Source organism: Cupriavidus sp. PB-02 (genome assembly GCF_058252315.1).
The window spans coordinates 140486-162694 of sequence record NZ_JBXPSX010000003.1 but is presented as its reverse complement, the minus strand read 5'-3'; the positions used below and the strand labels follow the sequence as shown (position 1 = coordinate 162694).

Annotated in this window: 16 protein-coding genes and 6 pseudogenes; 13 read left to right on the top strand and 9 right to left on the bottom strand. The window is 61.9% G+C overall.

The window, feature by feature from the left end; translation table 11 throughout:
- Positions 1-33: 33 nt before the first annotated feature.
- Positions 34-574, top strand: a pseudogene (locus tag AC10V3_RS35075) (tyrosine-type recombinase/integrase); the annotation flags it as partial.
- 114 nt (positions 575-688) lie between these two features.
- Here the strand turns inward: AC10V3_RS35075 and AC10V3_RS35070 are convergent.
- Positions 689-2704, bottom strand: coding sequence for a sigma-54-dependent Fis family transcriptional regulator (locus tag AC10V3_RS35070; RefSeq protein ID WP_022540457.1), 2016 nt, complete (start codon positions 2702-2704; stop codon positions 689-691).
- Between the two features lie 290 nt (positions 2705-2994).
- Positions 2995-3951 carry a lecithin retinol acyltransferase family protein gene (locus tag AC10V3_RS35065; protein WP_349605738.1) on the bottom strand — a complete coding sequence of 319 codons (957 nt, stop codon included), beginning with the start codon at positions 3949-3951 and terminating at the stop codon, positions 2995-2997.
- Between the two features lie 51 nt (positions 3952-4002).
- Between AC10V3_RS35065 and AC10V3_RS35060 the strand changes: the two genes are divergently transcribed.
- The 5 genes and pseudogenes from AC10V3_RS35060 (at position 4003) to AC10V3_RS35040 (ending at position 9967) form a co-directional block, all read left to right on the top strand.
- Positions 4003-6147, top strand: coding sequence for a hydantoinase/oxoprolinase family protein (locus AC10V3_RS35060; RefSeq protein ID WP_454754235.1), 2145 nt, complete (start codon positions 4003-4005; stop codon positions 6145-6147).
- A gap of 11 nt (positions 6148-6158) precedes the next feature.
- A complete protein-coding gene (locus tag AC10V3_RS35055; RefSeq protein ID WP_490924472.1) occupies positions 6159-8483 on the top strand; it encodes a hydantoinase B/oxoprolinase family protein in 2325 nt (774 codons plus the stop codon).
- 23 nt (positions 8484-8506) lie between these two features.
- The gene (locus AC10V3_RS35050) at positions 8507-9016 is read left to right on the top strand and encodes an acetone carboxylase subunit gamma (RefSeq protein WP_490924471.1); all 510 of its coding nucleotides are present in this window, start codon (positions 8507-8509) and stop codon (positions 9014-9016) included.
- A gap of 354 nt (positions 9017-9370) precedes the next feature.
- Positions 9371-9589: pseudogene (locus AC10V3_RS35045) on the top strand (HepT-like ribonuclease domain-containing protein); the annotation flags it as partial.
- Between the two features lie 40 nt (positions 9590-9629).
- A pseudogene (locus AC10V3_RS35040) lies at positions 9630-9967 on the top strand (recombinase family protein).
- Positions 9968-10328: 361 nt separating this feature from the next.
- Here AC10V3_RS35040 and AC10V3_RS35035 read toward each other — a convergent pair.
- From AC10V3_RS35035 to AC10V3_RS35015, 5 genes are all read right to left on the bottom strand, one after another.
- The gene (locus AC10V3_RS35035) at positions 10329-11003 is read right to left on the bottom strand and encodes a class I SAM-dependent methyltransferase (RefSeq protein ID WP_490924470.1); all 675 of its coding nucleotides are present in this window, start codon (positions 11001-11003) and stop codon (positions 10329-10331) included.
- On the bottom strand, positions 11000-11200 hold the full coding sequence (locus tag AC10V3_RS35030; RefSeq protein WP_490924469.1) for a hypothetical protein: 201 nt from the start codon (positions 11198-11200) through the stop codon (positions 11000-11002). The genes AC10V3_RS35035 and AC10V3_RS35030 overlap by 4 nt, the downstream gene beginning before the upstream one ends.
- 121 nt (positions 11201-11321) lie before the next feature.
- On the bottom strand, positions 11322-11852 hold the full coding sequence (locus AC10V3_RS35025) for a cupin domain-containing protein (protein WP_454754238.1): 531 nt from the start codon (positions 11850-11852) through the stop codon (positions 11322-11324).
- Between the two features lie 252 nt (positions 11853-12104).
- Positions 12105-12596 (bottom strand): aldehyde dehydrogenase family protein, encoded by a 492-nt coding sequence (locus AC10V3_RS35020; RefSeq protein WP_490924468.1) that lies wholly within the window; start codon positions 12594-12596, stop codon positions 12105-12107.
- Complete coding sequence (locus tag AC10V3_RS35015; RefSeq protein WP_490924467.1) at positions 12593-13078, bottom strand: aldehyde dehydrogenase family protein; 486 nt, start codon at positions 13076-13078, stop codon at positions 12593-12595. The genes AC10V3_RS35020 and AC10V3_RS35015 overlap by 4 nt, the downstream gene beginning before the upstream one ends.
- Positions 13079-13362: 284 nt before the next feature.
- Here AC10V3_RS35015 and AC10V3_RS35010 point away from each other — a divergent pair, with 284 nt between their 5' ends.
- The 5 genes and pseudogenes from AC10V3_RS35010 to AC10V3_RS34990 all read left to right on the top strand — a co-directional run.
- Complete coding sequence (locus tag AC10V3_RS35010; RefSeq protein WP_490924466.1) at positions 13363-13503, top strand: hypothetical protein; 141 nt, start codon at positions 13363-13365, stop codon at positions 13501-13503.
- An 85-nt stretch (positions 13504-13588) separates the two neighbouring features.
- A pseudogene (locus AC10V3_RS35005) lies at positions 13589-13895 on the top strand (IS6 family transposase); the annotation flags it as partial.
- 263 nt (positions 13896-14158) lie between these two features.
- Positions 14159-14858 (top strand): annotated as a pseudogene (locus AC10V3_RS35000) (alpha/beta hydrolase).
- A 153-nt stretch (positions 14859-15011) separates the two neighbouring features.
- A complete protein-coding gene (locus AC10V3_RS34995) occupies positions 15012-15785 on the top strand; it encodes an AAA family ATPase (protein ID WP_490924465.1) in 774 nt (257 codons plus the stop codon).
- A 179-nt stretch (positions 15786-15964) separates the two neighbouring features.
- Positions 15965-16419, top strand: a pseudogene (locus AC10V3_RS34990) (NAD-dependent epimerase/dehydratase family protein); the annotation flags it as partial.
- Positions 16420-16746: 327 nt separating this feature from the next.
- On the opposite strand, the gene AC10V3_RS34985 reads toward AC10V3_RS34990, so the two are convergent.
- Positions 16747-17775: an IS630 family transposase gene (locus AC10V3_RS34985; protein WP_490924464.1), complete on the bottom strand. Its 1029-nt coding sequence runs from the start codon at positions 17773-17775 to the stop codon at positions 16747-16749.
- A 397-nt stretch (positions 17776-18172) separates the two neighbouring features.
- On the opposite strand from AC10V3_RS34985, the gene AC10V3_RS34980 reads away from it, so the two are divergent.
- Positions 18173-19633, top strand: a complete 1461-nt coding sequence (locus AC10V3_RS34980; RefSeq protein ID WP_490924454.1) for an IS1182 family transposase — start codon at positions 18173-18175, stop codon at positions 19631-19633.
- 35 nt (positions 19634-19668) lie between these two features.
- Here the strand turns inward: AC10V3_RS34980 and AC10V3_RS34975 are convergent, their stop codons facing one another.
- A complete protein-coding gene (locus tag AC10V3_RS34975) occupies positions 19669-20718 on the bottom strand; it encodes an RNA-guided endonuclease InsQ/TnpB family protein (protein ID WP_490924463.1) in 1050 nt (349 codons plus the stop codon).
- A gap of 135 nt (positions 20719-20853) precedes the next feature.
- On the opposite strand from AC10V3_RS34975, the gene AC10V3_RS34970 reads away from it, so the two are divergent.
- The gene (locus AC10V3_RS34970; RefSeq protein ID WP_349607587.1) at positions 20854-21909 is read left to right on the top strand and encodes a DUF2252 family protein; all 1056 of its coding nucleotides are present in this window, start codon (positions 20854-20856) and stop codon (positions 21907-21909) included.
- Positions 21910-22209 lie beyond the last annotated feature (300 nt).

The following is a 22209-nucleotide window of genomic DNA, read 5'->3' as shown; positions in this document are numbered from 1 at the left end:
CGGGCACCGTATGTGCTTACCCACATACGGTGCCAGGAACTCGCGCGCAGTCATCCGGACTGGCGCCCGTTTGCCGGGCCGCTGTCACCCGCCAGCGTGCGCCACGCGATGGTGATCCTGAACGCGCTCTTCGCCTGGCTGACCGAGGCCGGCTACCTGGCCGGCAACCCGCTCGCGCTCGCGCGGCGCCGGCGTGCCCCGCCCCGGCCGCGCATCACGCGCTATCTGAGCCACCAGCTGTGGGCGACCGTCAAGGAAACCGTCGAGGCGATGCCGGTCGGCACCGTGCGCGAGCGCCTGCATGCGGCACGCTGCCGCTGGGTGCTGACGGCACTCTATCTGGGTGGGTTGCGCGCGTCGGAAGTCGCGAGCACGCCCATGGGAGCGTTCTTCTGCCGGCGCGACGCCCAGGGCATCGAGCGCTGGTGGCTGGAGGTAACCGGCAAGGGGCAACAAGACCCGGCAGGTACCGGCCACCGATGAACTGATCGCCGAACTGGCGCGCCCACGGACTGCCATCTAGCCCGCAGCATGGGAAACGCGCCCGCTGGTGCTGCCCGTTATCGGCCGTGAGACGGGTATCTTGGCCCTGGCAGAGACCGTCCCGGGCCATTTAACGGCTTCCGTCAACATCTGGCATGCGATGCAGCCGGTCCCGAAGGTGTCCCGGCGCGGGCCGGTTAAACCGCTACGCGCCGGCGCGTGAACTGCCGGGCTCAGCCCGAATCGAGGCCAGTTTCACGTATAACGTACTCCTCGAAATACCCAGTGTCCGGGCGGCCATAGACATGTTTCCATGGGCATTCGCGATCGCGTCGAGTATCGCTTGCCTCTCCATTTCCTCAAGACGACCAAATGAAACAGGTACTGACGTCGAGGTTGATACGGAAAGGGAGTCCTTTGGCGTCTGTGCGATGCTCGGGGGGAGCAGAGAAGTATCGATGATGTTGCCTTCGCTGAGCGCGAACATCACCTCGAAGACATTCTGCAGTTCACGTATGTTACCCGGCCAGCGATGGCTCAGAAGCGCCTGGCGCACGGCGGGTTCAAGCTGCTTGGGCGCACAGCTATACTTGCGTGCCAGTTTGCTGTTGAGATGCTCGATGATTGCCGCGATATCGCCCGGCCGGTCGCGCAGCGGCGGTAGCGGCAGGCTGACCACGCAGAGGCGGTGGTACAGGTCTTCGCGGAAGCGCCCGGCGGCGATCTCCTTCTGCAGATCACGGTTCGTGGCTGCGACGACGCGCACCGAAACGCGCCGCTCGCGGGTATCGCCCAGGCGGACCACAACGCCATCCTGCAGCACGCGCAACAGGTGGGGCTGCATGTCTAGCGGCAGCTCCCCAAGCTCGTCCAGGAAGAGCGTGCCGCCGTCGGCCTGCTCAAACTTCCCCGGAAGGCCACCACGACGGGCACCTGTAAAGGCTCCCTCGGTATAGCCAAAGAGTTCGCTGGCCAGGAGCTCACGGGTAAAAGCGCCGCAATTGACGGCAATGAATGGACCCTCGGGGCGCTTACCCGCCCGATGCAGCGCCCGGGCAAAGAGTTCTTTCCCTGCTCCGGTCTCGCCGAGGAGCAGTACGGGCAGATCCAGAGGGGCGATACGACGGGCGCGTGCCTTGGTCGCCTCCAGCACCTCACTTCCCCCGATGATCTCGCCAAACGCATCGTTTCCGGCCATTGTCGCCGTGACAGTGGCCGTAGCCGTGGACAGCGATACAGCGCTTCGGTTCTGGCGCGTCCCGAGCGGGATCACCAGCATCGTACCCAGCATCCCGTCATGGTCCTTCACCGGGTGCAGCCATTCGGGGCGCAGCCATTCCGGGCGTTGGCAGGACCGATCGATCTGGGGCAGTGCAAGGTTGAGTCCCGGCACCTGGCCGCCGACTTCCAACGGCAGCCGCACGTCATAGCTCTCCCGCGCCACCTGTGCATTTCCGTTAGCACGGACAATGCGTCCACGGCTGTCGACAAGCACAACATAATCGCTCGCGTAACGGATGAAATGGTCGATGGCTCGGGTCAGCAATCGCTCGTGGAGTGCAACTTCGCGACGTGCCAGTTCGCTTTCGATCTGCCTGGCTGCAGCCACCACCAGCCCCAAGGTGTGCCCATGGAAGGTTTCCTTGACGCCAGAAACATCCACGACTCCCAGCAGGGTGCGACTAAACGGGTCAAGAATGGGAGCCGCGGCGCAGGTCCAGCGCTTGACGTCCAGGCAGAAATGCTCGTCGGCATGGATCTGAACTGGAGCGGCGGTGGCGATCGCGGTGCCAATGGCATTGGTGCCGATGACATCCTCATTCCAGCAGCCACCGGTGGCCAGGTTGATCCCCTCGCCGATGCTCCGGGCCCTGGTCTCGCCATTGAGGTGGAGAACGGTGCCGCCCGGGTCACAGAGCATGATGAGGGTGCCGCATTCCCGCAGGATATCGCGCAGGCCCTCGAGTGCCGGACGCGCGGCCTCGCAGAGCTCCCGGTTCTGCCGCTGCAACTGACGGACACGTTCGGTGGCAGCTCCCGGTGCGGAGTGCCTGGCAGGGTCAACGGCCTCGGAACGACACCGCTGCCACGACGCCAGGACGACGCTGCGCACACCTGCCACTTCCAGGGGCTGGTCCTGCACAAATCGCTCCCAGGCGGAGGCCACGACGGGTTCGTCGCCGAGGCGGGGGATCAGGGTGCCGCAACGAGAAAACGGCATGGGACGATCGCTCTCAATTGACTGGAGTAACCGTATCCGCGTGCCATCGCCAAGTCAATAAATCTCTTTTCAAATCAATAATTTGTGCTTTGCAGCATACCAACGGAAGGTGTCCGGTTTCCGGCCATCGCAGCCAAAAGTGTACGGAAACCGGACAGCGACAGCAGCGCTCTCAGACAAGCGCGGTAGCGGCGACCGCAGCCGCCACGAACGGCCGCCCGTATGCACGGCGGCCGCTGAGGCGTAAGCCAGCATGCCCTGGTCTTTCCCGATGCGACACAGGCACGGGCTCACGATAACGATTGCGTTGAATTCGCGAACGTCCCGCCCTTGAATCCGACTCGGGAAACCGCTCGCAGCACGGACACACTTCGCAAGGCCGTGACCGTGAGCCGCCCGACAGCTTTGCACCCGCCAGCCAGCACAGCGCTTGCCCAAGACTTCCATACGTCGACCTGATCACTGCGGCTCTCGCCATATAGGCACCACATACAGAAGTGCTCACAGTTGTTGGAAATCAGGCGATAGCGGTCCTCGCCGATGCGGGAGTAGGCGCGTTGGACAGCTTCCACACCGGCGAACCTGGCACCGGGGCTTTGCCGGACCCAGACCGGATGCCCATGCGCGAATTCTGCGAGCGTGACTTCGAGCACCGGGGCGCGACGCAGTGACAGCGACAGCCCAGCGTAATGCACGACCTTGCCGGCCCCCGCATAGACGCCATGATGCGTGTACCAGAGTCGATCGGTGACGAGATGGGTTCCGATCGCCAGGTTCGTGTCGGCAGCCGCTTCGAAAGCTTCGACAATCAGGCGCCTTGACCTCATTGAATTCTTCATGGGCTTCACCACGTTCCGCTGCCATTCGTGTGAAGCCAGCGCATAGCGCGTGCCAGCGCTACAGCGATCTGCGCGGCGGAGCCCAGGAACGTCAGGGTCCATCGGCGTCCATCGCGGCAGCGACAGGGCAGACCTCCATGCCGCCCACGCCTGGCGCGATCCGCGTTGGGCAATCGTCAATGCTCCAACAGCTAAATGCCGGGGCTTGCCGAAGGCAATCGCATCGATCGCTGGCCAGAGAGCGTCCGATTCCCGGACACCGCTGCGCAGGGCGTCGTGAATCCGGACACCGACGCCAGGCATGCCGCGACCAGCGACGTGGTCAGGCAATGCCGGCAACTCGTTGATTTCAATCGCTTGCCGGGGTTGCTCCCTGGTGCCAGCCAGGCCTGGCACAAGCTTTGCCATGGATGAGTCGTGGGAGATCCCACCATGACTACACCAACGACAGGAGGCAGTATGCAACCGCAGTCCACCGTACAGGTGATGGGCATCGATGCTGGTGGCACGATGACCGACACATTCTTCGTTCGCTCGGATGGCCGCTTCGTGGTCGGTAAGGCGCAGAGCAATCCCGGCGACGAATCCCTTGCCATCTACAACTCCTCCGAAGATGCCCTCGCCCACTGGGACCGGACAGTGGACGACGTCTATCCGGAACTGGTGACTTGTGTCTATTCCGGTACGGCCATGCTCAACCGCATCCTCATGCGCAAGGGCCTCGCCGTCGGCCTCATCTGCAACCGCGGCTTCGAGCAGATCCATTCAATGGGCCGTGCGTTGCAGAGCTATCTAGGCTATGCCCTGGAGGACCGCATCCACCTGAACACCCACCGCTACGACGAGCCGCTGGTGCCCGTCTCGCGCACGCGCGGTGTCACCGAACGTACCGACGTGCAGGGGAAGGTGGTCATCCCCCTGCGTGAAGACGAGGTCCGCCAGGCTACCCGGGAACTGGTGGAGGCCGGCTCGCAAGCCATCGTCATTTGCCTGCTGCAATCCCACAAGAACGAATCGAGCGAGCAGCGCGCCCGTGACATTGTGCGAGAGGAGCTGAAAAAGCTGAAGACGGATATCCCAGTCTTCGCCTCGGTGGACTACTACCCGTCGCGCAAGGAGAGCCACAGGATGAATACCACCATCCTCGAGGCTTACGGCGCAGAGCCTTCGCGCCAGACCTTGAAGAAGGTGAGCGACCGGTTCAAGAAGCACGGCGCCAGGTTCGACCTGCGGGTGATGGCCACGCACGGTGGCACTATCAGCTGGAAGGCCAAGGAACTCGCACGCACGATCGTCTCCGGCCCCATCGGCGGTGTCATCGGCTCCAAGCTGCTGGGCGAGTATCTGGGCGACGAGAACATAGCCTGCTCCGACATTGGCGGCACAAGCTTCGACGTGGCCCTGATCACCAAGGGCAATTTCGCCATCAAGTCCGACCCCGACATGGCCCGCTTGGTGCTCTCCCTGCCCCTGGTGGCAATGGACTCGGTCGGCGCCGGCGCTGGCAGCTTCGTGCGCCTCGACCCCTACAGCAAGTCGATCAAGCTTGGCCCCGACAGCGCCGGCTACCGCGTCGGCACCTGCTGGCCGGAAAGCGGCCTCGACACGGTGTCCGTTTCCGATTGCCACGTCGTGCTCGGCTACCTGAACCCGGAGAACTTCCTGGGCGGTGCCATCAAGCTCGACGTGCAGCGCGCCCGCGACCACATCAAGGCGCAGATCGCCGACCCGCTCGGCCTGTCGGTCGAGGATGCCGCCGCCGGCGTCATCGAACTGCTCGATCTCACCCTCTCCGAGTACCTGCGCGCCAACATCAGTGCCAAGGGCTACAACCCGGCGGAATTCACCTGCTTCTCCTACGGCGGCGCCGGCCCGGTGCACACCTACGGCTACACAGGGGGCGTCGGCTTCAAGGACGTCGTCGTGCCAGCCTGGGCGGCAGGCTTCTCGGCTTTCGGCTGCGCCTGCGCCGACTTCGAGTACCGCTACGACAAGTCAGTGGACCTTGGTGTTGCCCAGCACGCCCCCGACGCCGACAAGGAAGCCGCCTGCAAGAGCCTGCAGGAAGCCTGGTCTGAACTGGCAGTCAAGGTCATCGACGAATTCGTCCTCAACGGCTATAAGCCCGAGGACGTGCTGCTGATCCCCGGCTACAAGATGCAATACATGGGCCAGCTAAATGACCTCGAGATCGTCTCGCCGGTGACCAGCGCCGCCACCGCCGCCGACTGGAACCAGATCGTCGAGGCCTTCGAGAACACCTACGGCCGCGTCTACGCGAGCTCCGCCCGCTCGCCGGAACTGGGCTTCTCGATCACCGGCGCCATCCTGCGCGGCACCGTCGTGACCCAAAAGCCCGTGCTGCCGGAAGACCCGGATGCCGGCCCCACGCCGCCCAGCGAAGCATATCTTGGCACCCGTCCCTTCTACCGCCACAAGAAGTGGGTGGATGCCGCGCTCTGGAAGATGGAAGCCCTCAAGGCCGGCAACCATATCGTGGGTCCCGCCATCATCGAATCCGATGCCACGACCTTCGTCGTGCCCGACGGCTTCGAAACCACGATCGACAAGCACCGCCTGTTCCATCTCAAGGAAGTGAAGTAAGGAGACCCGCCATGAACATGATGAGCAATAAAGAAATCGGCTTCGCCGACCTGCTGCAGAACGGCCAGACGCTCAAGCAGCACCGCGACGGCATCATCGAGCGCACCAAGGCCACCGGCCACTACAACGGCCTCGAGGAGCTGGAATTCCGGGACAGCGACCCGATCGGCTACGAGAAGCTGTTCTCCAAGCTGCGCGGCGGCCTGGTGCACGCCCGCGAGACCGCCAAAAAGATCGCCGCCAGCCCCATCGTCGAGCAGGAAGGCGAACTCTGCTTCACGCTCTACAACGCCGCAGGCGACTGCGTCCTGACCTCGACCGGGATCATCATCCACGTCGGCACCATGGGCGCGGCGATCAAGTACATGATCGAGAACAACTGGGAAGCCAACCCCGGCATCAACCCCGGCGACATGTTCACGACCAATGACTGTGCCATCGGCAATGTCCACCCCTGCGACATCGCCACCATCGTGCCGATCTTTTGGGAACGCCAGCTGATCGGCTGGGTCGGCGGCGTCACCCACGTGATCGACACCGGCTCGGTGACTCCGGGCTCAATGTCAACCGGCCAGACCCAGCGCTTCGGCGACGGCTACATGATCACCTGCCGCAAGACCGGCGTGAATGACGAGCCGCTGCGCGACTGGCTGCACGAGTCCCAGCGCTCAGTGCGCACGCCCAAGTACTGGATCCTCGACGAAAAGACCCGCATCGCCGGCTGCCACATGATTCGCGACCTGGTCGAGGAAGTGATTCGTGCCGACGGCATCGAGGCCTACGAGAAATTTACCTACGAGGTCATCGAAGAAGGCCGCCGCGGACTGCAGAGCCGTATCAAGGCCATGACCCTGCCTGGCAAATACCGCAAGGTCTCCTTTGTCGACGTGCCATACAAGCACGAGGACGTGCAGGTTTCCAACGCCTTCGCCAAGCTCGACTCCATCATGCACTCGCCGGTAGAGATGACCATCAAGCCGGACGGAAAGTGGCGCCTCGACTTCGAGGGCGCGAGCCGCTGGGGCTGGCACACATTCAACGCCCACCAGGTGGCATTCACTTCCGGAATCTGGGTGATGATGTGCCAGACCCTGGTGCCCACTCAGCGCATCAACGACGGTGCCTACTTCGCCACCGAATTCCGCCTGCCAAAGGGCACCTGGTGCAATCCGGATGACCGCCGCACCGGCCACGCCTACGCCTGGCACTTCCTGGTGTCCGGCTGGGCGGCCCTGTGGCGCGGTCTCTCACAGTCCTACTTCAGCCGCGGATATCTGGAAGAGGTCAACGCCGGTAACGCCAACACCTCCAACTGGCTGCAAGGCGGCGGCATCAATCAGGATGGCGAGATCCACGCGGTCAACAGCTTCGAGGCCAGCTCCTGCGGTACGGGTGCCTGCGCCGTCAAGGATGGCCTCAACCACGCCGCAGCCATCTGGAACCCGGAAGGCGACATGGGTGACATCGAGATCTGGGAGATGGCCGAGCCACTGCTCTACCTCGGCCGGAACGTCAAGGCCAACTCCGGCGGCTATGGCAAGTACCGTGGCGGTTGCGGGTTCGAGACGCTGCGCATGGTGTGGAACGCCCAGGACTGGACCATGTTCTTCATGGGCAACGGGTTCATGAACAGCGATTGGGGCATGATGGGCGGCTATCCCTCAGCCACTGGCTACCGCTTTGAGGCGCACAAGACAGGGCTGGACAAGCGCATAGCCATCGGCGATTCCTTGCCTCTGGGCGGCGACATCGATCCGGGCAACCCGGACTATGAGCGCCACATCGATGCCACCGCCGTGGTCAAGCGTGACAAGCAGTGCATCACCACGGAGGACTGCTACGCCAACCACGACCTGTACCTCAATTACCTGCGCGGGGGCCCAGGCTTTGGTGACCCGATCGACCGCGATCCGAAGGCCGTCGAGGCGGACCTCAATCAGAAATTCCTGCTGCCGGAATATGCGCGCAAGGTCTATGGCGCCGTCTTCACCCAGGACGCCAAGGGCGTGTTTACGGTGGATGCGGGCAAAACCCAGGCCCGCCGTGCCGAGATCCGCAAGGAACGCCTGGCCCGGTCACTGCCAACCCGCGAATGGATGAAGGAAGAGCGCGAACGCATCCTCAATAAGCACGCGTCCGTCCAGGTGCAACACATGTTTGCCACCAGCTTCGCCCTGTCGGAGAAGTTCACGCGCGAGTTCAAGGCATTCTGGAACCTCCCCGCGGACTGGCAGTTGCTGGAGGAAGAACTGGGCGTGCCGTCCTACGGCGCCAAGCACCGGATGGACCTCTCCCTGCTGCCCGACGTCACCACCGTCGTGCAGGTCGAAGAGTAATCACCGAATCAAGGAGCTGAACAATGTCTGCCTACACCAATGAACAGGTTGCCCACCTCGTCGAAGGCTCCCTGGACTGGGAAACCACCTTCCGCATGCTCTCGATGCCCAAGGATGACAGCCGGTTCGAGCAGTACCTGGCTGCCCTGCAGGCCAAGGTGAGCTTCCCGGACCGTATCGTGCTTCCACTCGGCCCGCACATGCATATTGTGCAATCGGCCGGCACCAGGAAGTGGGTGGTCAAGTGCGATTGCGGCCACGAGTTCTGCGACTACCGGGAGAACTGGAAACTGCATGCGTCGATCTACGTGCGTGACACTGAGGAGGCGATGACCGAGGTCTATCCAAGGCTCATGGCCCCTGACACCCAGTGGCAGGTATATCGCGAGTACTACTGCCCGGCGTGCGGCACCATGCACGACGTCGAGGCGCCCACGCCGTGGTATCCGGTGATCCACGACTTCGAGCCAGACATCGAGGCCTTCTATAAGGAATGGGTGCAGCTACCGGTCCCGGAGCGCGCTCCGGACTGATCGGAGGGTGAAGAGCGGGGGCAGACACCGTCTGTTCCCCGAGCCCAAGCGACAGGAACTGTGTGCCGTACCGATCAACGCCAAGCTGCATCCGCGGTGAAATCAACGGCATCCTGCAGCACAGTGGCGCCTGCCTCTCGTCACCGACGTCGGTACAGAGCTTGGCACACGGACCATCGTCGTCGGCTCCACCGACTACCATGCCCTTTTCGTGGCACCGGGCATGCCGGTCACCGATCTTGCCGAAGGCGCCCTCACCTGGCTGTTCTACACCAGCGGCACGCATCAGGCTGCCGCCGGAACGACGCGTGTGACGGCGCTGGCATAGGCCCGCGACACGGCGGTCAGATTGCGGTGGATAGCAGCACTGAATTTACCGAGGCACACCCCGAAGTGCCGTGGCGCAGCATGCGCGGCATGCGAAACCGCATTGCCCACGGCTATTTCGACATCAACCTCGATGTGGTGTGGGACACCGTGCAGACGGCGCTACCGGAGTTGTTGAAGCAACTGCCCGGCGTGCGCCTGGAGGCCAATGATGAAGACCGGGACGACTATGGGATGGAACCATGACCGGCTGGTTCGTCATCATTGAGCGGGCGAGAAACAAGCCATGTTGATCGGCTACGCGCGCGTCTCGACGCAGGATCAGAACCTGGAGCTACAGCGCGAAGCCTTGACCAAGGCGGGGTGCGAGAAGGTTTTCGAGGACAAGGTAAGCGGCACGTGGGCCGAGCGTCCCGGCTTGGCAAAGGCCGTTGAAATACTGCGCGGCGACATCCTGGTCGTCTGGAAACTGGATCGCCTGGGCCGCAGCGTCAAGCAACTGGTTGATCTGGTCAGCGAGTTGGACTGCTCGCCAGCGGCGTCCCGCCCAAGGACGTGGCCAAAAACCTGGGCGTGTCCATTCCTACGCTCTACCGCTGGGTGCCGGCCTCCGCGCACGCTTAGCGTACAATTTTTTCCGTGTCATGAGCAGCGGCACTGGCTGCCCGTCACAAGCGAGAGGTCTGGCGAAATCGCAAACTTCTCTGCAGCGCTCAGCCAGGCAGCATCATCGGCGAACGTCGAATGTTCGCGCCGACCTTCCTTGGCGTAGGACAGCTCCTCGAGAGGGAGGGCACTCTGGCCCAACGCGGCGCCCACATATTCTTCTGGACCGGTGCCATAGTCAAAGCGCTCCCGACGGTGGTTTGTTCGAAAAGCGCCCGCACGAACTGCGTGTAGCCGCGGCATTCCATGTTGGCACGCGCGTTGACCCGGAGATGTCGGCCTTGTCGGGGTTCGGGGAGCAATGGAACAGCCAACCGACTTAAGCCGATAGTTTTGCGGTAAACAAGGCAACTTTGCCATGTTGCCGCACGCTAACCTTGGCGAAATATCTGGCCAATGCAGATTCGAGACCAGACAGCGTATCGTCCCGGTTTCCAAAGATTCCCTTTTTGTTATACAGCTTCATCAGCCGACGCCCCAGCCAGTTGTGGGCAAATTGATCGCCAAGAATGGTCGCACCATACAGTGTGCCATCCGGAGTCAAATGCCGTTGCAATAACTCAAAAGCCGCTGTTGCTTTTTCTACCAGATTGCCTGGCAAGCAATGTAGCAAATAGAAAAGTGATATGGAATCGAACCTTTGGTGCCCTAGTGCACCACTAGGTTTGAGGATGTCTTCCTGTATCAACAACGGCTGTAAATGTACAATCGGTGAACATGCAGATTCAAGACTGTTGCGGTTCAAGTCGAGCAAAGCAATCTTTTGGTTCTCAGAGAATGAACTATGTGCCAGATAATATCCAGTGCCCACACCAATATCGAGGTGGTTCGCACTGAGGTATTTTTGGAAAAACGGAAGAAGAACAGAACGAGTTGGACACTGCCATGCATATCGGTTAGAAAACCCAAGTACCCACCAATCGTATATTTTCAGGACCAGCGGTGAGTAAACGGCTGCGCCGTTCTGGGTATTGTGATCTAGCTTGTTTTTCATACGTTGAGCCGCCTGAACGCCTGCTTCATGTTCTTTCGCGTCAGCGCCGCTGCCAGCAGCGCCGACCCCGTGTCCTCCGGTCCCTGTCGCGGACCACCGGCTTCGTCGCAGGCGGGGCCGGCTTCCGCTACCCCCTCCCGCACCGCTCGCGCGGGCTTCTGACGCAATGCCTTCGGTATCGACATGGCTTCGAACACTTCCTCTCGTTTGGCCCTTCGCCCGCAGCCCCTAGCCTTGCCGGCCACGGGTAAGAACGCACTACTTGCACCCACAAGAGTGCGCCCACGCTGGGCGCACCAAAGAAGCGTTCGACCTGGTTCAGCCACGAACTGCTAGTCCGACCGCAGCGTTTTCCTCTGGTGTCGCCAGCCAGTAGCCGGAACGAATGGCTGTTGCCACAAAGTACTGGATGGCTTCTGGAGTGGGAGGCATCGGCTCATCGTTGGCGGAGACTGGGCGGCCTATCTCTTCAAAAAAGCGGCCGAGCACGGCCGTCGTGGTGACGAGGCTGACCGACAGTTTATCCGATAGATTTCGAAAGGCGTGTTTCGCTTCGCTTGGCACCTGGATGAAATCGCCAGGCGAACACAGGGTCCAACTGTAGGTCCCGTTCGTCTCGACCAGGACCTCTTGTTCTCCGGACAACATCAGGAAGCATTCAATGCCCGCGTGACTGTGCAAAGGCACCACACCTCCAGGCGGAATGACACATCGCATCACGCAGTGTGTTTCGTCCGTCTCGGCGGGCGCCGTGAGGAACTGAACGGTCGGACCGAAAACGTCCAGCACGGGGTTGGCGATTTCTTTGTACACACGTACCGAGGGCCGCTGGGGCGATGACTGATTCAATTTAGGTACTCCGTTTCAACATCTGTAGTTGAGGTAGATTAGCGTAGGGGAAAAACGGACAAATGGTGTGTCTAAATCCAGAACGATGGATGGCCGGGATTCGTTAAAAATCCGCCACATCTCGACCTAAGAGGCTGATTTGAATGCAGAATCGATGGTCGGATCAGAGCGGTGAAACGGGGCGTTGAAGATCCAGCAGATAGTCTCCCCAGCCGGTGGGTGTGCTCCTATGGCGACAGCACCTTGCGCTCCTCAGAATGGATAGTAAATCGGTTTGTCCAGCGCACTCACCCATTGAGTCTGCGTGAACTCATGGAAGTTGGCTGGTCCGCCAAACCTTCCTCCGTTTCCGGATGCGCCCATACCACCAAATGGGGCATGAAACTCGTTGTTCACCGTTTGGTCATTGATATGAACCATGCCTGCGCGGATACCGGACGAAAAGGCGAGGCCGCGCGAGAGGGAGGCCGTATATACCGCTGCAGCAAGCCCGTATTCGGAGGCATTCACCAGGGCTACCGCTTCGTCATCGTCCTCGAAGACGGTGATTGGTGCAACCGGTCCGAAGATCTCTTCCGTGAATGCCGGCATATCGGACGAAACATCCGTGAGTACCGTCGGTTCGTAGAAAAGCTTCTCATAGCATCTCGGGCCGTTGATCAACCAGAAGCCGCTTGACCGGATCGACAGCACCGTCAGGATGACGACATTGCCGAGCGCCGGCGCCGGCGCGACTGACCTCATCGCCAGCAGAATGGGAAAGTTCCACGGCGCGAGGGACGCCTACGACACCAATCGGTACATGGCGGCAGATATTCATTCGCCCCGACATCGCCGAGGAATACAGCGCCGTCGGGTTGAGCCGGCATCGCGGCCGCCATGAGCAATTGCTCGTACGTCGCGTGTAGTTCCCATTCAGCCTTTGTGCCAGTCGATCCGCACTCGCGGACATTCCATTCGTTGAACTCAGCCGCCCGCTCCTTCAGGAGTCGCGCTGCTTCACGGATAATTTCAGCCCGCTTATCGAAGGGCGTGGACACCCATGCCGGTTGCGCGATGCATGCCGAGCTTACGGCCCGGTCGATATCCTCCGGAAGCCCCATTCCGATCGTCGCCAGTGTCTCTCCGGTCGACGGCTCGATAACGTCCGCCACACCACCGGTTGCCGGCACCCAACCACTCGAGAAGATTCGCCCTTCCCATGCGGGTGAACTGCTGTTGGTCATTCTGCTTATCCGCAAAAACGGTGGGACTGTTGTCAGGTCGATCAATCGACGGAGCTGGCCAGTACCTGCGCGTTGCTTGTCACCTGCACACTGGCAGATTGATGAAATGTTGTTCTATCACCGACGCAATGTTGATGCGGGGCGGATGCATGGGTCTCCTGCTATGCACGGCATTCCGTGTTGGCGCTGCGTAGTGCCGTCGATCGTGCGAGCTCCGTGACGGCGGTGACGGAATTCTCGTTCCGGGCTTCTCATTCCGCAATCAGATTACGGGAATGATGTTCATGAACGAGATGAATAACTTCAACATGAACCTGCTGCGCGGTTCTGACGCGCTCGGCCGGGCAGCGGAGGAGGATAGCGTGCAAAAGATGGAGGTCGATTTCGTCAGGCGCCCTGACTTGCGGCGAGGATGTCAGGGTTAATTCTGTTCGTTGGCCGGTGACGGTTTGGCGATGCTGGCCCCAAGGATTTGCTGTGACGCGAGGCGGCGCATTGTCACGTTGGCCAGTGCAAAGCGTAAGATCCAGCGACGCAAAAGAAAAATCGCTCTATCACGGCCATCGATTCTCGGCTGCGGTCATCAGCCAAGCGGTGCGCTGGTACTTTCGCTTTCAACTGAGTCTGCGCGATATCGAGGAATCGCTGTTCGAGCGCGGCGCTGTCGTCAGCCACGAAACGATCCGGCGATAGTGTGACAAAGTCGACGCGGGCTTCGCGCATCACGTCAGATTCGCACGCCGCAAGCCGGGCTCAACCTGGCATCTCGACGAGGTGTTCGCTGCGCGGCGAACCCTGCCTGCTGTGGCGTGCCGTGGTGCCGAACCCGACCATCGCTGCTGCCTGAAACGCCATCCTGAGCGCCCCCGTGGTTTCTGTCGGCGCCAAAGGCGCCGTATCCCGCATATGCCAAAGCCCACGATTGTGGCTCTCCCGGCTGCATCATTGTTCCTATAGTCGTATGGGGAATCAGGCCGAGCCTTCGTGGCATCGGTTTAAGCACGGGCCGCTCCGCCGAGGACCTACGGTGTGTCGCCATGATCGGCGAGCCGTATTCATCCACAAACAGGAGTCCAGGTCATGAGCGATAAGCCGACGATTGTGTTAGTGCACGGATTCTGGGGCGGTGCCGCGCATTGGCGGAACGTCATCATTGAGTTGGCGCGCGAGGGGCTATACGTCCCTTCGCGCCGTCGAGCTTCCGTTGACCTCGCTGGCTAACGATGCCGAGCGTACCCGCAAGATGATTGCCCAGCAGACAGGCCCCGTCCTGCTGGTGGGGCATTCGTACGGCGGCGCCGTGATTACCCAGGCGGGTGACCAGCCGAATGTGGTCGGGCTTGTGTATATCGCGGCTTTTGCTCCCGACGCGGGGGAGAGTCCCGGCGGCATCACGCAGCAGCATCTTCCTGTCGCGGCGCCGAACCTGGTGCCCGACAGCGATGGCTACCTGTGGCTCAACCCCGACAAGTTCCATGAGAGCTTCTGCCAGGATCTGTCGCCCGACGAAGCGCTGGTGATGGCGGTGACGCAGAAGGCGCCGCTTGCCAGCACCTTTGGCGATACCATCACTGCGCCAGCGTGGAAGACGAAGCCGTCCTGGTACCAGGTCTCCAGCGAAGACAGAATGATCGCCCCGGAAAACCAGCAGAGGATGGCGGCCCGGCTCAATGCCAGGAAAGTCATGACCCTGGCGGCAAGCCATGCTTCGCTTGCGTCGAAAGCAGCAGAAGTCGCGGCCTTGATCGACGAGGCTGCAACCGAGGCCATCAAGGCGTAGCTACTGCCGCCTCCCCTTATGCCGGCATGGGGGCGCTTGCCGCCCCTTCAGTCGCTACAGAGAAGAGGTTTCCCGTACAATCAGGGCTTACTTCGGAACACCGCGCCACCGATCCGGACCTACCCGATCCCGGCAACAAGGTATGTGTCCAATATGCTGCAAGGTCTACCCCACAGCACTGCGCCGGACCTGGTTGCAGTTGACAAGTTTCTTCCGCCTCGCGGCCCGGCCCGCGTCCTCGCGCGTGAGCGGCTGCTGACCCAGCTGTTCGAAGCGCGGCACAAGCGTTGCCTGGTACTGCAAGGCCCAGCCGGCTGCGGCAAGAGCACCACGGTGGTGGCCTGGCGGCAGGCGCTGCTGGGGCTGAACTTCGACGTTGCCTGGCTGCCCCTCACCGAGGATGACAACAAGCCTGGGCACTGGCTCGACAGCCTTCTGGCCAGCCTGGAGCAGGCCGATCCCGCCATTGCGCGCGAGGCGGCCCCACTGTCGGGACGGACCACCAACACCGAGGCGGTGGAATGCGCCGTGATTTCGCTGCTGCACGGCATCGCAGCCCATCAGCGCGACCTGACGCTGATCCTGGACGACGTCCACCACATCACCAGCGCCCGCATCCACGAAGCATTGCAATGGCTGCTGGACTACGCCCCGCCCGATTTCCACCTCGTGCTGCTGTCCCGTGCCGCCGTGCCGCTGTCTCTGGCCCGCCTGCGCGATCAGGGACTGGTACTGGAGCTGGACCAGCGCGACCTGCGCTTCACGCTGCCGGAGTCCGAGCAGTTCCTGAACGCCCAGCTCGACCATATCAGCCCTCGCGACGCCCGCACCCTGCAGGAACTGACCGATGGTTGGGTGGCAGGCCTGCACCTCTTCGTGGCGCACTGGAAGCGCAGGAAGCAAGCCACCGGCGGCGCATCGCGCTGACAGCCTGGTGCGCGCGCATGTGCAGAACGCCGGGGCGTTCACGCAATGTTTCGAGCGCGAGGTGCTGGCGCGCCTGTCACCGAGCGAAACCGCGCTGCTGATCCGCGTGGCGAGCAGCGACCGCTTCTGCACCGCGCTGTGCGCGGCGCTGACCGAGCCCCCCCAGCCGCCTTGCGGCCATTACCGGCAAAACCCCGCATTTCGTCGAGGGCGATGTGCGCGACCGCGCCTTGCTGGAGCAGCTGTTCGCCAGCCACCGGATTGCCGGCGCGATTCATTTCGCCGCACTCAAGGCGGTGGGCGTTTCGGTGCCGCAGCCGCTGGCCTATTACGACAACAACCTGAACGGCCTGCTGACGCTGTGCTCGGCCATGCAGGCGGCAGGGGTCAGGCAACTGGTGTTCAGTTCCTCGGCCACCGTCTACGGCAACCCGCAGAGCGTGCCGATCCTGGAGGATTTCCCGCTCTCGGCCACCAATCCCTATGGCCAGACCAAGCTGATGGGCGAGCAGTTCCGCGCGACCTGGAGCGCTCTGACCCGTCCTGGCGCATTGCCTACCTGCGTTACTTCAACCCGGTCGGCGCGCACGAAAGCGGCTTGATCGGCGAGGACCCCGGCGGCGTGCCGAACAACCCCGATCTCTTCGGCGATGAGGTGCGCGGTCGTCAGCGCGCGCAGCGCCGGGCTCGACACCAGCAGATCGGGCTTCACGTCGCGCTTACGTCACGACTCGACTTGGCGAGCCGAACGAGAAATAAAGTGTTCATGGGTCACCCTCCGCCGATGGGCATTCGCCACCACCTTGCCCGCGCCTGCGCATTTGGGGCAGTCGCTGCCGCGCCCACTGACGCGGTGAGGGCTGCGTGGCGCGCGCCGGTAGGCGTCCACTAGCCCTCCGCGAGCCTTCAGCTCGATTCGCTCGATGCGAATGGACGGCTTGCAGAATGCACTTGAAGTTACTCATAAGTCAGTAATATAGCGGACAGATGGGTGCCTGAAGAACGAGCGCACGAGCTTCGGGTCGCGGCGAATTTGTGCAAGCTGCTCGTGAATTCGCGGACCCAGCTTTTCGCCTTTTTGCAAAGGGGATCGCGCGACGCCGTTGCGCTTGACGTGACTCCACACCAACTCATCCGGATTGAGGTCCGGGGCGTGACCAGGCAGGAAATGCAAGGTCAGTTTGCCCTGCGTACTGGCGACGTAGTCCTTGACGATGGCTTTCTTATGCGCTGGCAATCCGTCGACGATCAGATGCACCGCCTTCTTTCGATTGAACATCAGCTTCTTGAGCAGCGTGACGAACAACTCACCGCTGAGCCCGCCTTCGTACGTTGCGAACCAGAAGGCACCCTTCGAGTTGACGGCGGACGCCGCGCTCATGCTTTGCCGTTGGCCGGGACGCTCGACAATGGGGGTTTCGCCGCGCGGCGCCCAGGTCTTGCCATGCACCGAGTCAGCGCGAAAGCCCGATTCGTCCCAGAAGAAGATATCCGCCTTCTGCTCACGAGCCTGCTTGGCAATGGCCGGATACGTGTCGTGCCGCCAGCGATCGATTGCCTCTGGATCGCGCTGGTAAGCGCGCTGCAGCGGCTTTTGCGGCGTCAGGTTCAGGCGTGCCAGCATCGCGCCGATCGAGGCCAGACTCAGCGTCACGCCGAACTTTTGCTGCACCAGTTCGCGAACCAGGTTGCGCGTCCACAGCCCAAAATCGAACCCGTACTGCATCGGATTCTTGCCGTTGATCCATCGCAACACCCGCTGCTCCTGCGCAGGCGTGAGCGTGCGCGGGCGACCCGTGCCTTTGGTCGAGCGCAGCGCCCGTACACCGCGGCCGCTCGCCTGGGCGCGAATCTTGTACGCCCACGACCGATTCATCCCGAACGATGCCGCGACATCATCCGGATGCTCCCCCTCGGCCATGCGTTGCACCGCCAGGATGCGCATTTCTTCAAGCGTGTTGTGAGCCAGGCTGCGGCCGTCGTGCTTCATGAGCGCTCCCCTCAATGACCATCGCTCAAGGATAGACTATTTGTCCGCCAAATTCCTGACTTATGAGTAATACAGGTGTCAACTAGTTGTATGTCAAGCCCACTTTGTGGGCGCTTATGTCGAGTCACCCGAGTTGAACTCACGAAGATTACGCCAACGCTCGTCCTTGACATCCTCTCCTCCCTAAAGAGGCTGTCGCGAAAGCCCATTGCCGATAAAATCCGGTGACGCAACCCTGATGAAGAGATGAGCGATGAGCACGGCTCGCAAAGTACCATCACCGGACAGTAAGCAACACGATCTGTTTGGTGGAGTGCCGGCTCAAGATGTCAGACCCAGGCCAAACGCGTCGGATACGGGGCGCCGGTTTGTAACAGGCAACCCGCATGAGATTGTCTTGGGCACGACGCGCCTGGAGGACTATCTGAAGCAGGCCGGTCAACGTGCACCATTTGTCGTAGCGCATTTGCTCGGACAGCAGGACTGGCTACCGTTCGAGCAGCGCTATGCAGCCACCGGGCGCGCTCCTTACGCGCCGCGCCTGATGATGGGTCTGATCCTGTATGGCGTCATGCAGGGTGTTCATTCGCTGCGTGAGCTGGAGCGACTGGCGCGGCTGGACTTGGGATGCATGTGGGTGACAGGGGGTATCGCGCCGGATCATGCCAATATTGGTCGCTTCATCGTATTGCACGAGGACTCGCTGACCCAGGGGTTTTTTGAATCGCTCACGCGCGCGATATTGAAAGCCAGTGGTTCCCGCAGCACGCGTTTAGCCGGCGACGGCACCGTCATTGAAGCGGCTTGCTCGCACTACAATTTGCTCAAAGAAGAGGCCGTCAAGGCGCGCGCAGAAGCCGCTATCGAAGCGGTTGAGCGGGCCCCCGATGATCAGGCCGTGCAACAGGAGCTGCAACGCAGCAAACAATGCCAGGACATCTTCGAGCAGCGTCAAGCCGCTCGCCACAGCCATGGCAAGAGCAGCGAGACCTTGCGCATCAGCGCCAGCGAGCCGGAGGCCATGGTGCAGCGCCTGAAGCGCGGACGTGGGTTCGCGGCATCGTACAAACCGTCGGTTCTGGCCAACGAAGATCGGATCATCACGGCCCTCGCGCTGGACGCGTCGAGTGAAACACAGGTAATCGCGCCAATGCTGGATCAAAGCGCACGAGTGACGGGTGCGCAGGCAGAAGAAGTGTTGCTCGATGCAGGATACTTCGACGATGAGGTCATCGAAGCGACGCTTGCGCGTGATGTCAGCCTGTTATGCCCGGATGGGCAGTGGCCTGCAAAGACGCGGGAAGAAGGACTGTTCCATAAAAGCGCCTTTGACTATTACCCGCAAACTGACACCTATCATTGCCCCGCCGGGCAAACGCTGATCCTGCTGAGCAAGTGCGAACAAACACTGCGAAGCCGAGAGCATCGTGTGTATGGGTCTACGAGCTGCGAGGGATGCCACTTACGCGCGAACTGTACGAAAGCGGCGCAGGGACGACGCATCAAACGCTACCCCGAGGATGAGCATCGCGAGGCGCTTCGCCTCGTGATGCAGCATCCTCAGGCGCGACGCATTTTCAGCCAGCGCAAGGCGATCGTAGAACCTGTGTTCAGCAGCTTGCGTTCCCAGCAGGGGCTGAATCGCTTTCGGCGCAGTGGGCTCCAGGCGGTCAAGCGGGAATTCGCCTTGCATGTCCTGGCGCACAACCTGTCCCGGGCAGTTGCCCTGTCGAGGGCATTATTTACCCTTTTGTATGCGGTTCTACGCGGCCTCCACGAGGTTGCGCACTGTTTTTTGGGACAGATTCTTCGATTTGTTGGCTCGCGCCAAAGCAATCACATCCACGCTCGGACTTGAATTGGACGCACAGCAGAAACGTTTTGCGACGGCCTCTAAAGGGAGGAGATTCCCTCTACAGGCGATCGATGTCCCGATCGGGCAAGGATATTTAGCGCAGCGTTCACATCGCGATCATGTACAGCACCGCATCGACTGCATACCCACTGCCTTATTCCAAGGTCTGCGATACCTTTCGGCCTCTCCGGCGGCATCGTGTCACACGAAGAGCAGACCTGGGTGGTGAAACGTTCGTCGACTTCCTCGTACCACGCGCCATGCGCAATCGCCTTGTACGCGAGCATTGTGCGGAAGGACGACCAGCCTGCATCGAGGACGGACTTCGCCATGCTGGTTCTGGCGAGGCTGGCGGCATTCACATTACCCACCGCGATGTAGTCGAAGTCCCGCACGATGCGATGCGAGAGCTTGTGCAGGAAGTCACGCCGCGCATTGGTGATGCGCGCGTGGACGTTGGTGGCCTGTCGTTTCTTGCGCGCACGCTGCGCTTTGGCAAGGGCTTGCTCAAGTTGGCCAAGGTGGCGCGGATTCCCGATCTTCTCGCCGGTGGAGAGTGTGGCAAGGTCCTTCAAGCCCAGATCGATGCCGACGCCGCGTTCCGGGCAGCGGGCCTGAGTGTCGGCAACTTCAATCACGATGTTCAGGAACCAATTGCCCCGGGCGTCGCGCGAGAAATTCGTGCCGTCCTTGATCTTGCCCTCGGGAAGGGGCCTCGAGTTGAACACGCGAAATGTGCTGCCGGCAAAGCGGAATGCGTCGCCCGAGCGCTTGAGATCCCGGCCCTTGAGCGGCACCCAGCCGAGGGATCTGCGGCCGCGATAGCGCAAGTAGGGCCGGCGATGCTGGCTACGCGACTTGGCGTACTGCTCGCAAACCGCATTGACGGTACCCGAATGGATGCCGAGCTCCTTGCTGCTGCCGGTCGTCAGCACGTTCAAATCGAAGCCCGTAGGCCATTTTTTGCCCCATTTGAGCGCGTGCTTCTGCGTATCATTGCAGAATTTCCAGACGTAGTTCACTACGCGGCTCTGCTGATTGAGCAGGCCGTTCAGCGACTTCACCCGGTAGCGATAGACGAGAAGCATGCCGGCCATTCTAACTTGGGAATGCCGCCTGTCGGCGGCGCTCCTTTCACTCCCCGCCCTGAAGGCCCTGAAGGGCGGGGTTTCTCGGAGCAAGTCTGATGAACTACAGTACCAACTGACCGGACGGAGGGTATCGTGGCAAGCCTGGATCGCGACATCTCTTCGTACGAGCGCTGGCTGCGCAAGCAATGCAGCGTCATCGAATCGGATCTGCAGGCGAAGCATGAGCGCATGCGACGAAGCCCCTTCGACTTCCTGCGCGCGACCTACTTTCGCTGGGCCAGAACGATTGGCTCCACCTGCCCCGGATGCACGGATGCGCCGAAAGTCGTGTGTGTCGGCGATATCCACGTCGAGAACTTCGGCACCTGGCGAGATGCGCAGGCGCGCCTGGTATGGGGCGTCAACGACTTCGACGAGGCCGCGGCGATGCCGTATGCCTATGACCTCGTCCGCTTGGCAACCAGTGCCGACCTGGCGCCGACGCTGCGCGTCAGCGCCGGGGACGCCGCCTCGGCCATCCTCGAGGGCTACCTGAAAGGCCTGGACAAGCCGCACCCGATGCTGCTCGACGAGCGCGAACATTGGCTGCGGCCGCTGGTCGCCGGGTCACAAGACGCCTCGCGCAAGTTCTGGAAGGAGGTGGACGACTATCCTGACGCGTCACCGCCGACACCCGTGCGTCACGCGCTTCGGAACAGCCTGCCCAAGGGGGCGAAGATCGAGCGTTACGCCTCGCGCACCAAAGGTGGCGGCAGTCTCGGCCGGCCGCGGTTTCTGGTGATCGCGCGCTGGCAGGGTGGCCGCCTCGTCCAGGAAGCCAAGGCTCTGGTTCCTTCCGCATGGCTTTGGGCCCACTCGAAATCACCCGCCAGGAGCCGCGTCCTGGATCTGGCCTTCGGCGCGCATCGCTCGCCTGACCCGAAGCTGCGCATCAAGTCTGGCTACGTCTTGCGGCGCATCGCCCCTGACGCCCACAAGGTGGAACTCGAGGATGTCGCGGAGCAAGGGCTTGGCACGAAGCTTCTGGAGGCGATGGGCACCGAGCTGGGCGCGATCCACGCCGCCGGCAAGCGCCGCAAGCGAATCCTGGAGGACGTGAGCAAGCGCGATCCCCGCTGGTTGCACGAGCTTGCCGCCGACGCAGTGCGATTCGTGCAAAGCGACTTCGAAACGTTGAAGGCGCTGTAGTTGAATTGCCCGCTCATGCCCGATGGATTTGCTGTGACGCGAGGCGGCGATCTCGAGCGCCGAGATGCGGTCGGGTGAGAGTTCGCCGTTCAAAACCGCGACCCTAACCTGCACCATGCAGTGCGCCCCTTCGTCCGTCCAGCGCATGATCATCGAAGCCAGGTTGGCCGACGAGGCCAGTGACCTTGCGCAACTGGGCCTGACCCTCGCGGAGGGGCGGTCGCTGCTGGCCAAGGTGCAACCACTCTCTTCCACGGCTCGAGCGTCTGCGCCTGCCGCCGGTCCTGGCCGGGCGCGACG

Excerpts from the sequence above, each read along its gene's own strand:
- AC10V3_RS35070 (WP_022540457.1), bottom strand. The coding sequence starts at position 2,704 with ATGCCGTTTTCTCGTTGCGGCACCCTGATCCCCCGCCTCGGCGACGAA.
- AC10V3_RS35065 (WP_349605738.1), bottom strand. The coding sequence starts at position 3,951 with ATGGCAAAGCTTGTGCCAGGCCTGGCTGGCACCAGGGAGCAACCCCGG.
- AC10V3_RS35060 (WP_454754235.1), top strand. The coding sequence starts at position 4,003 with ATGCAACCGCAGTCCACCGTACAGGTGATGGGCATCGATGCTGGTGGC.
- AC10V3_RS35055 (WP_490924472.1), top strand. The coding sequence starts at position 6,159 with ATGAACATGATGAGCAATAAAGAAATCGGCTTCGCCGACCTGCTGCAG.
- AC10V3_RS35050 (WP_490924471.1), top strand. The coding sequence starts at position 8,507 with ATGTCTGCCTACACCAATGAACAGGTTGCCCACCTCGTCGAAGGCTCC.
- AC10V3_RS35035 (WP_490924470.1), bottom strand. The coding sequence starts at position 11,003 with ATGAAAAACAAGCTAGATCACAATACCCAGAACGGCGCAGCCGTTTAC.
- AC10V3_RS35020 (WP_490924468.1), bottom strand. The coding sequence starts at position 12,596 with ATGAGGTCAGTCGCGCCGGCGCCGGCGCTCGGCAATGTCGTCATCCTG.
- AC10V3_RS35015 (WP_490924467.1), bottom strand. The coding sequence starts at position 13,078 with ATGACCAACAGCAGTTCACCCGCATGGGAAGGGCGAATCTTCTCGAGT.
- AC10V3_RS35010 (WP_490924466.1), top strand. The coding sequence starts at position 13,363 with ATGAACGAGATGAATAACTTCAACATGAACCTGCTGCGCGGTTCTGAC.
- AC10V3_RS34995 (WP_490924465.1), top strand. The coding sequence starts at position 15,012 with ATGCTGCAAGGTCTACCCCACAGCACTGCGCCGGACCTGGTTGCAGTT.
- AC10V3_RS34985 (WP_490924464.1), bottom strand. The coding sequence starts at position 17,775 with ATGAAGCACGACGGCCGCAGCCTGGCTCACAACACGCTTGAAGAAATG.
- AC10V3_RS34975 (WP_490924463.1), bottom strand. The coding sequence starts at position 20,718 with ATGCTTCTCGTCTATCGCTACCGGGTGAAGTCGCTGAACGGCCTGCTC.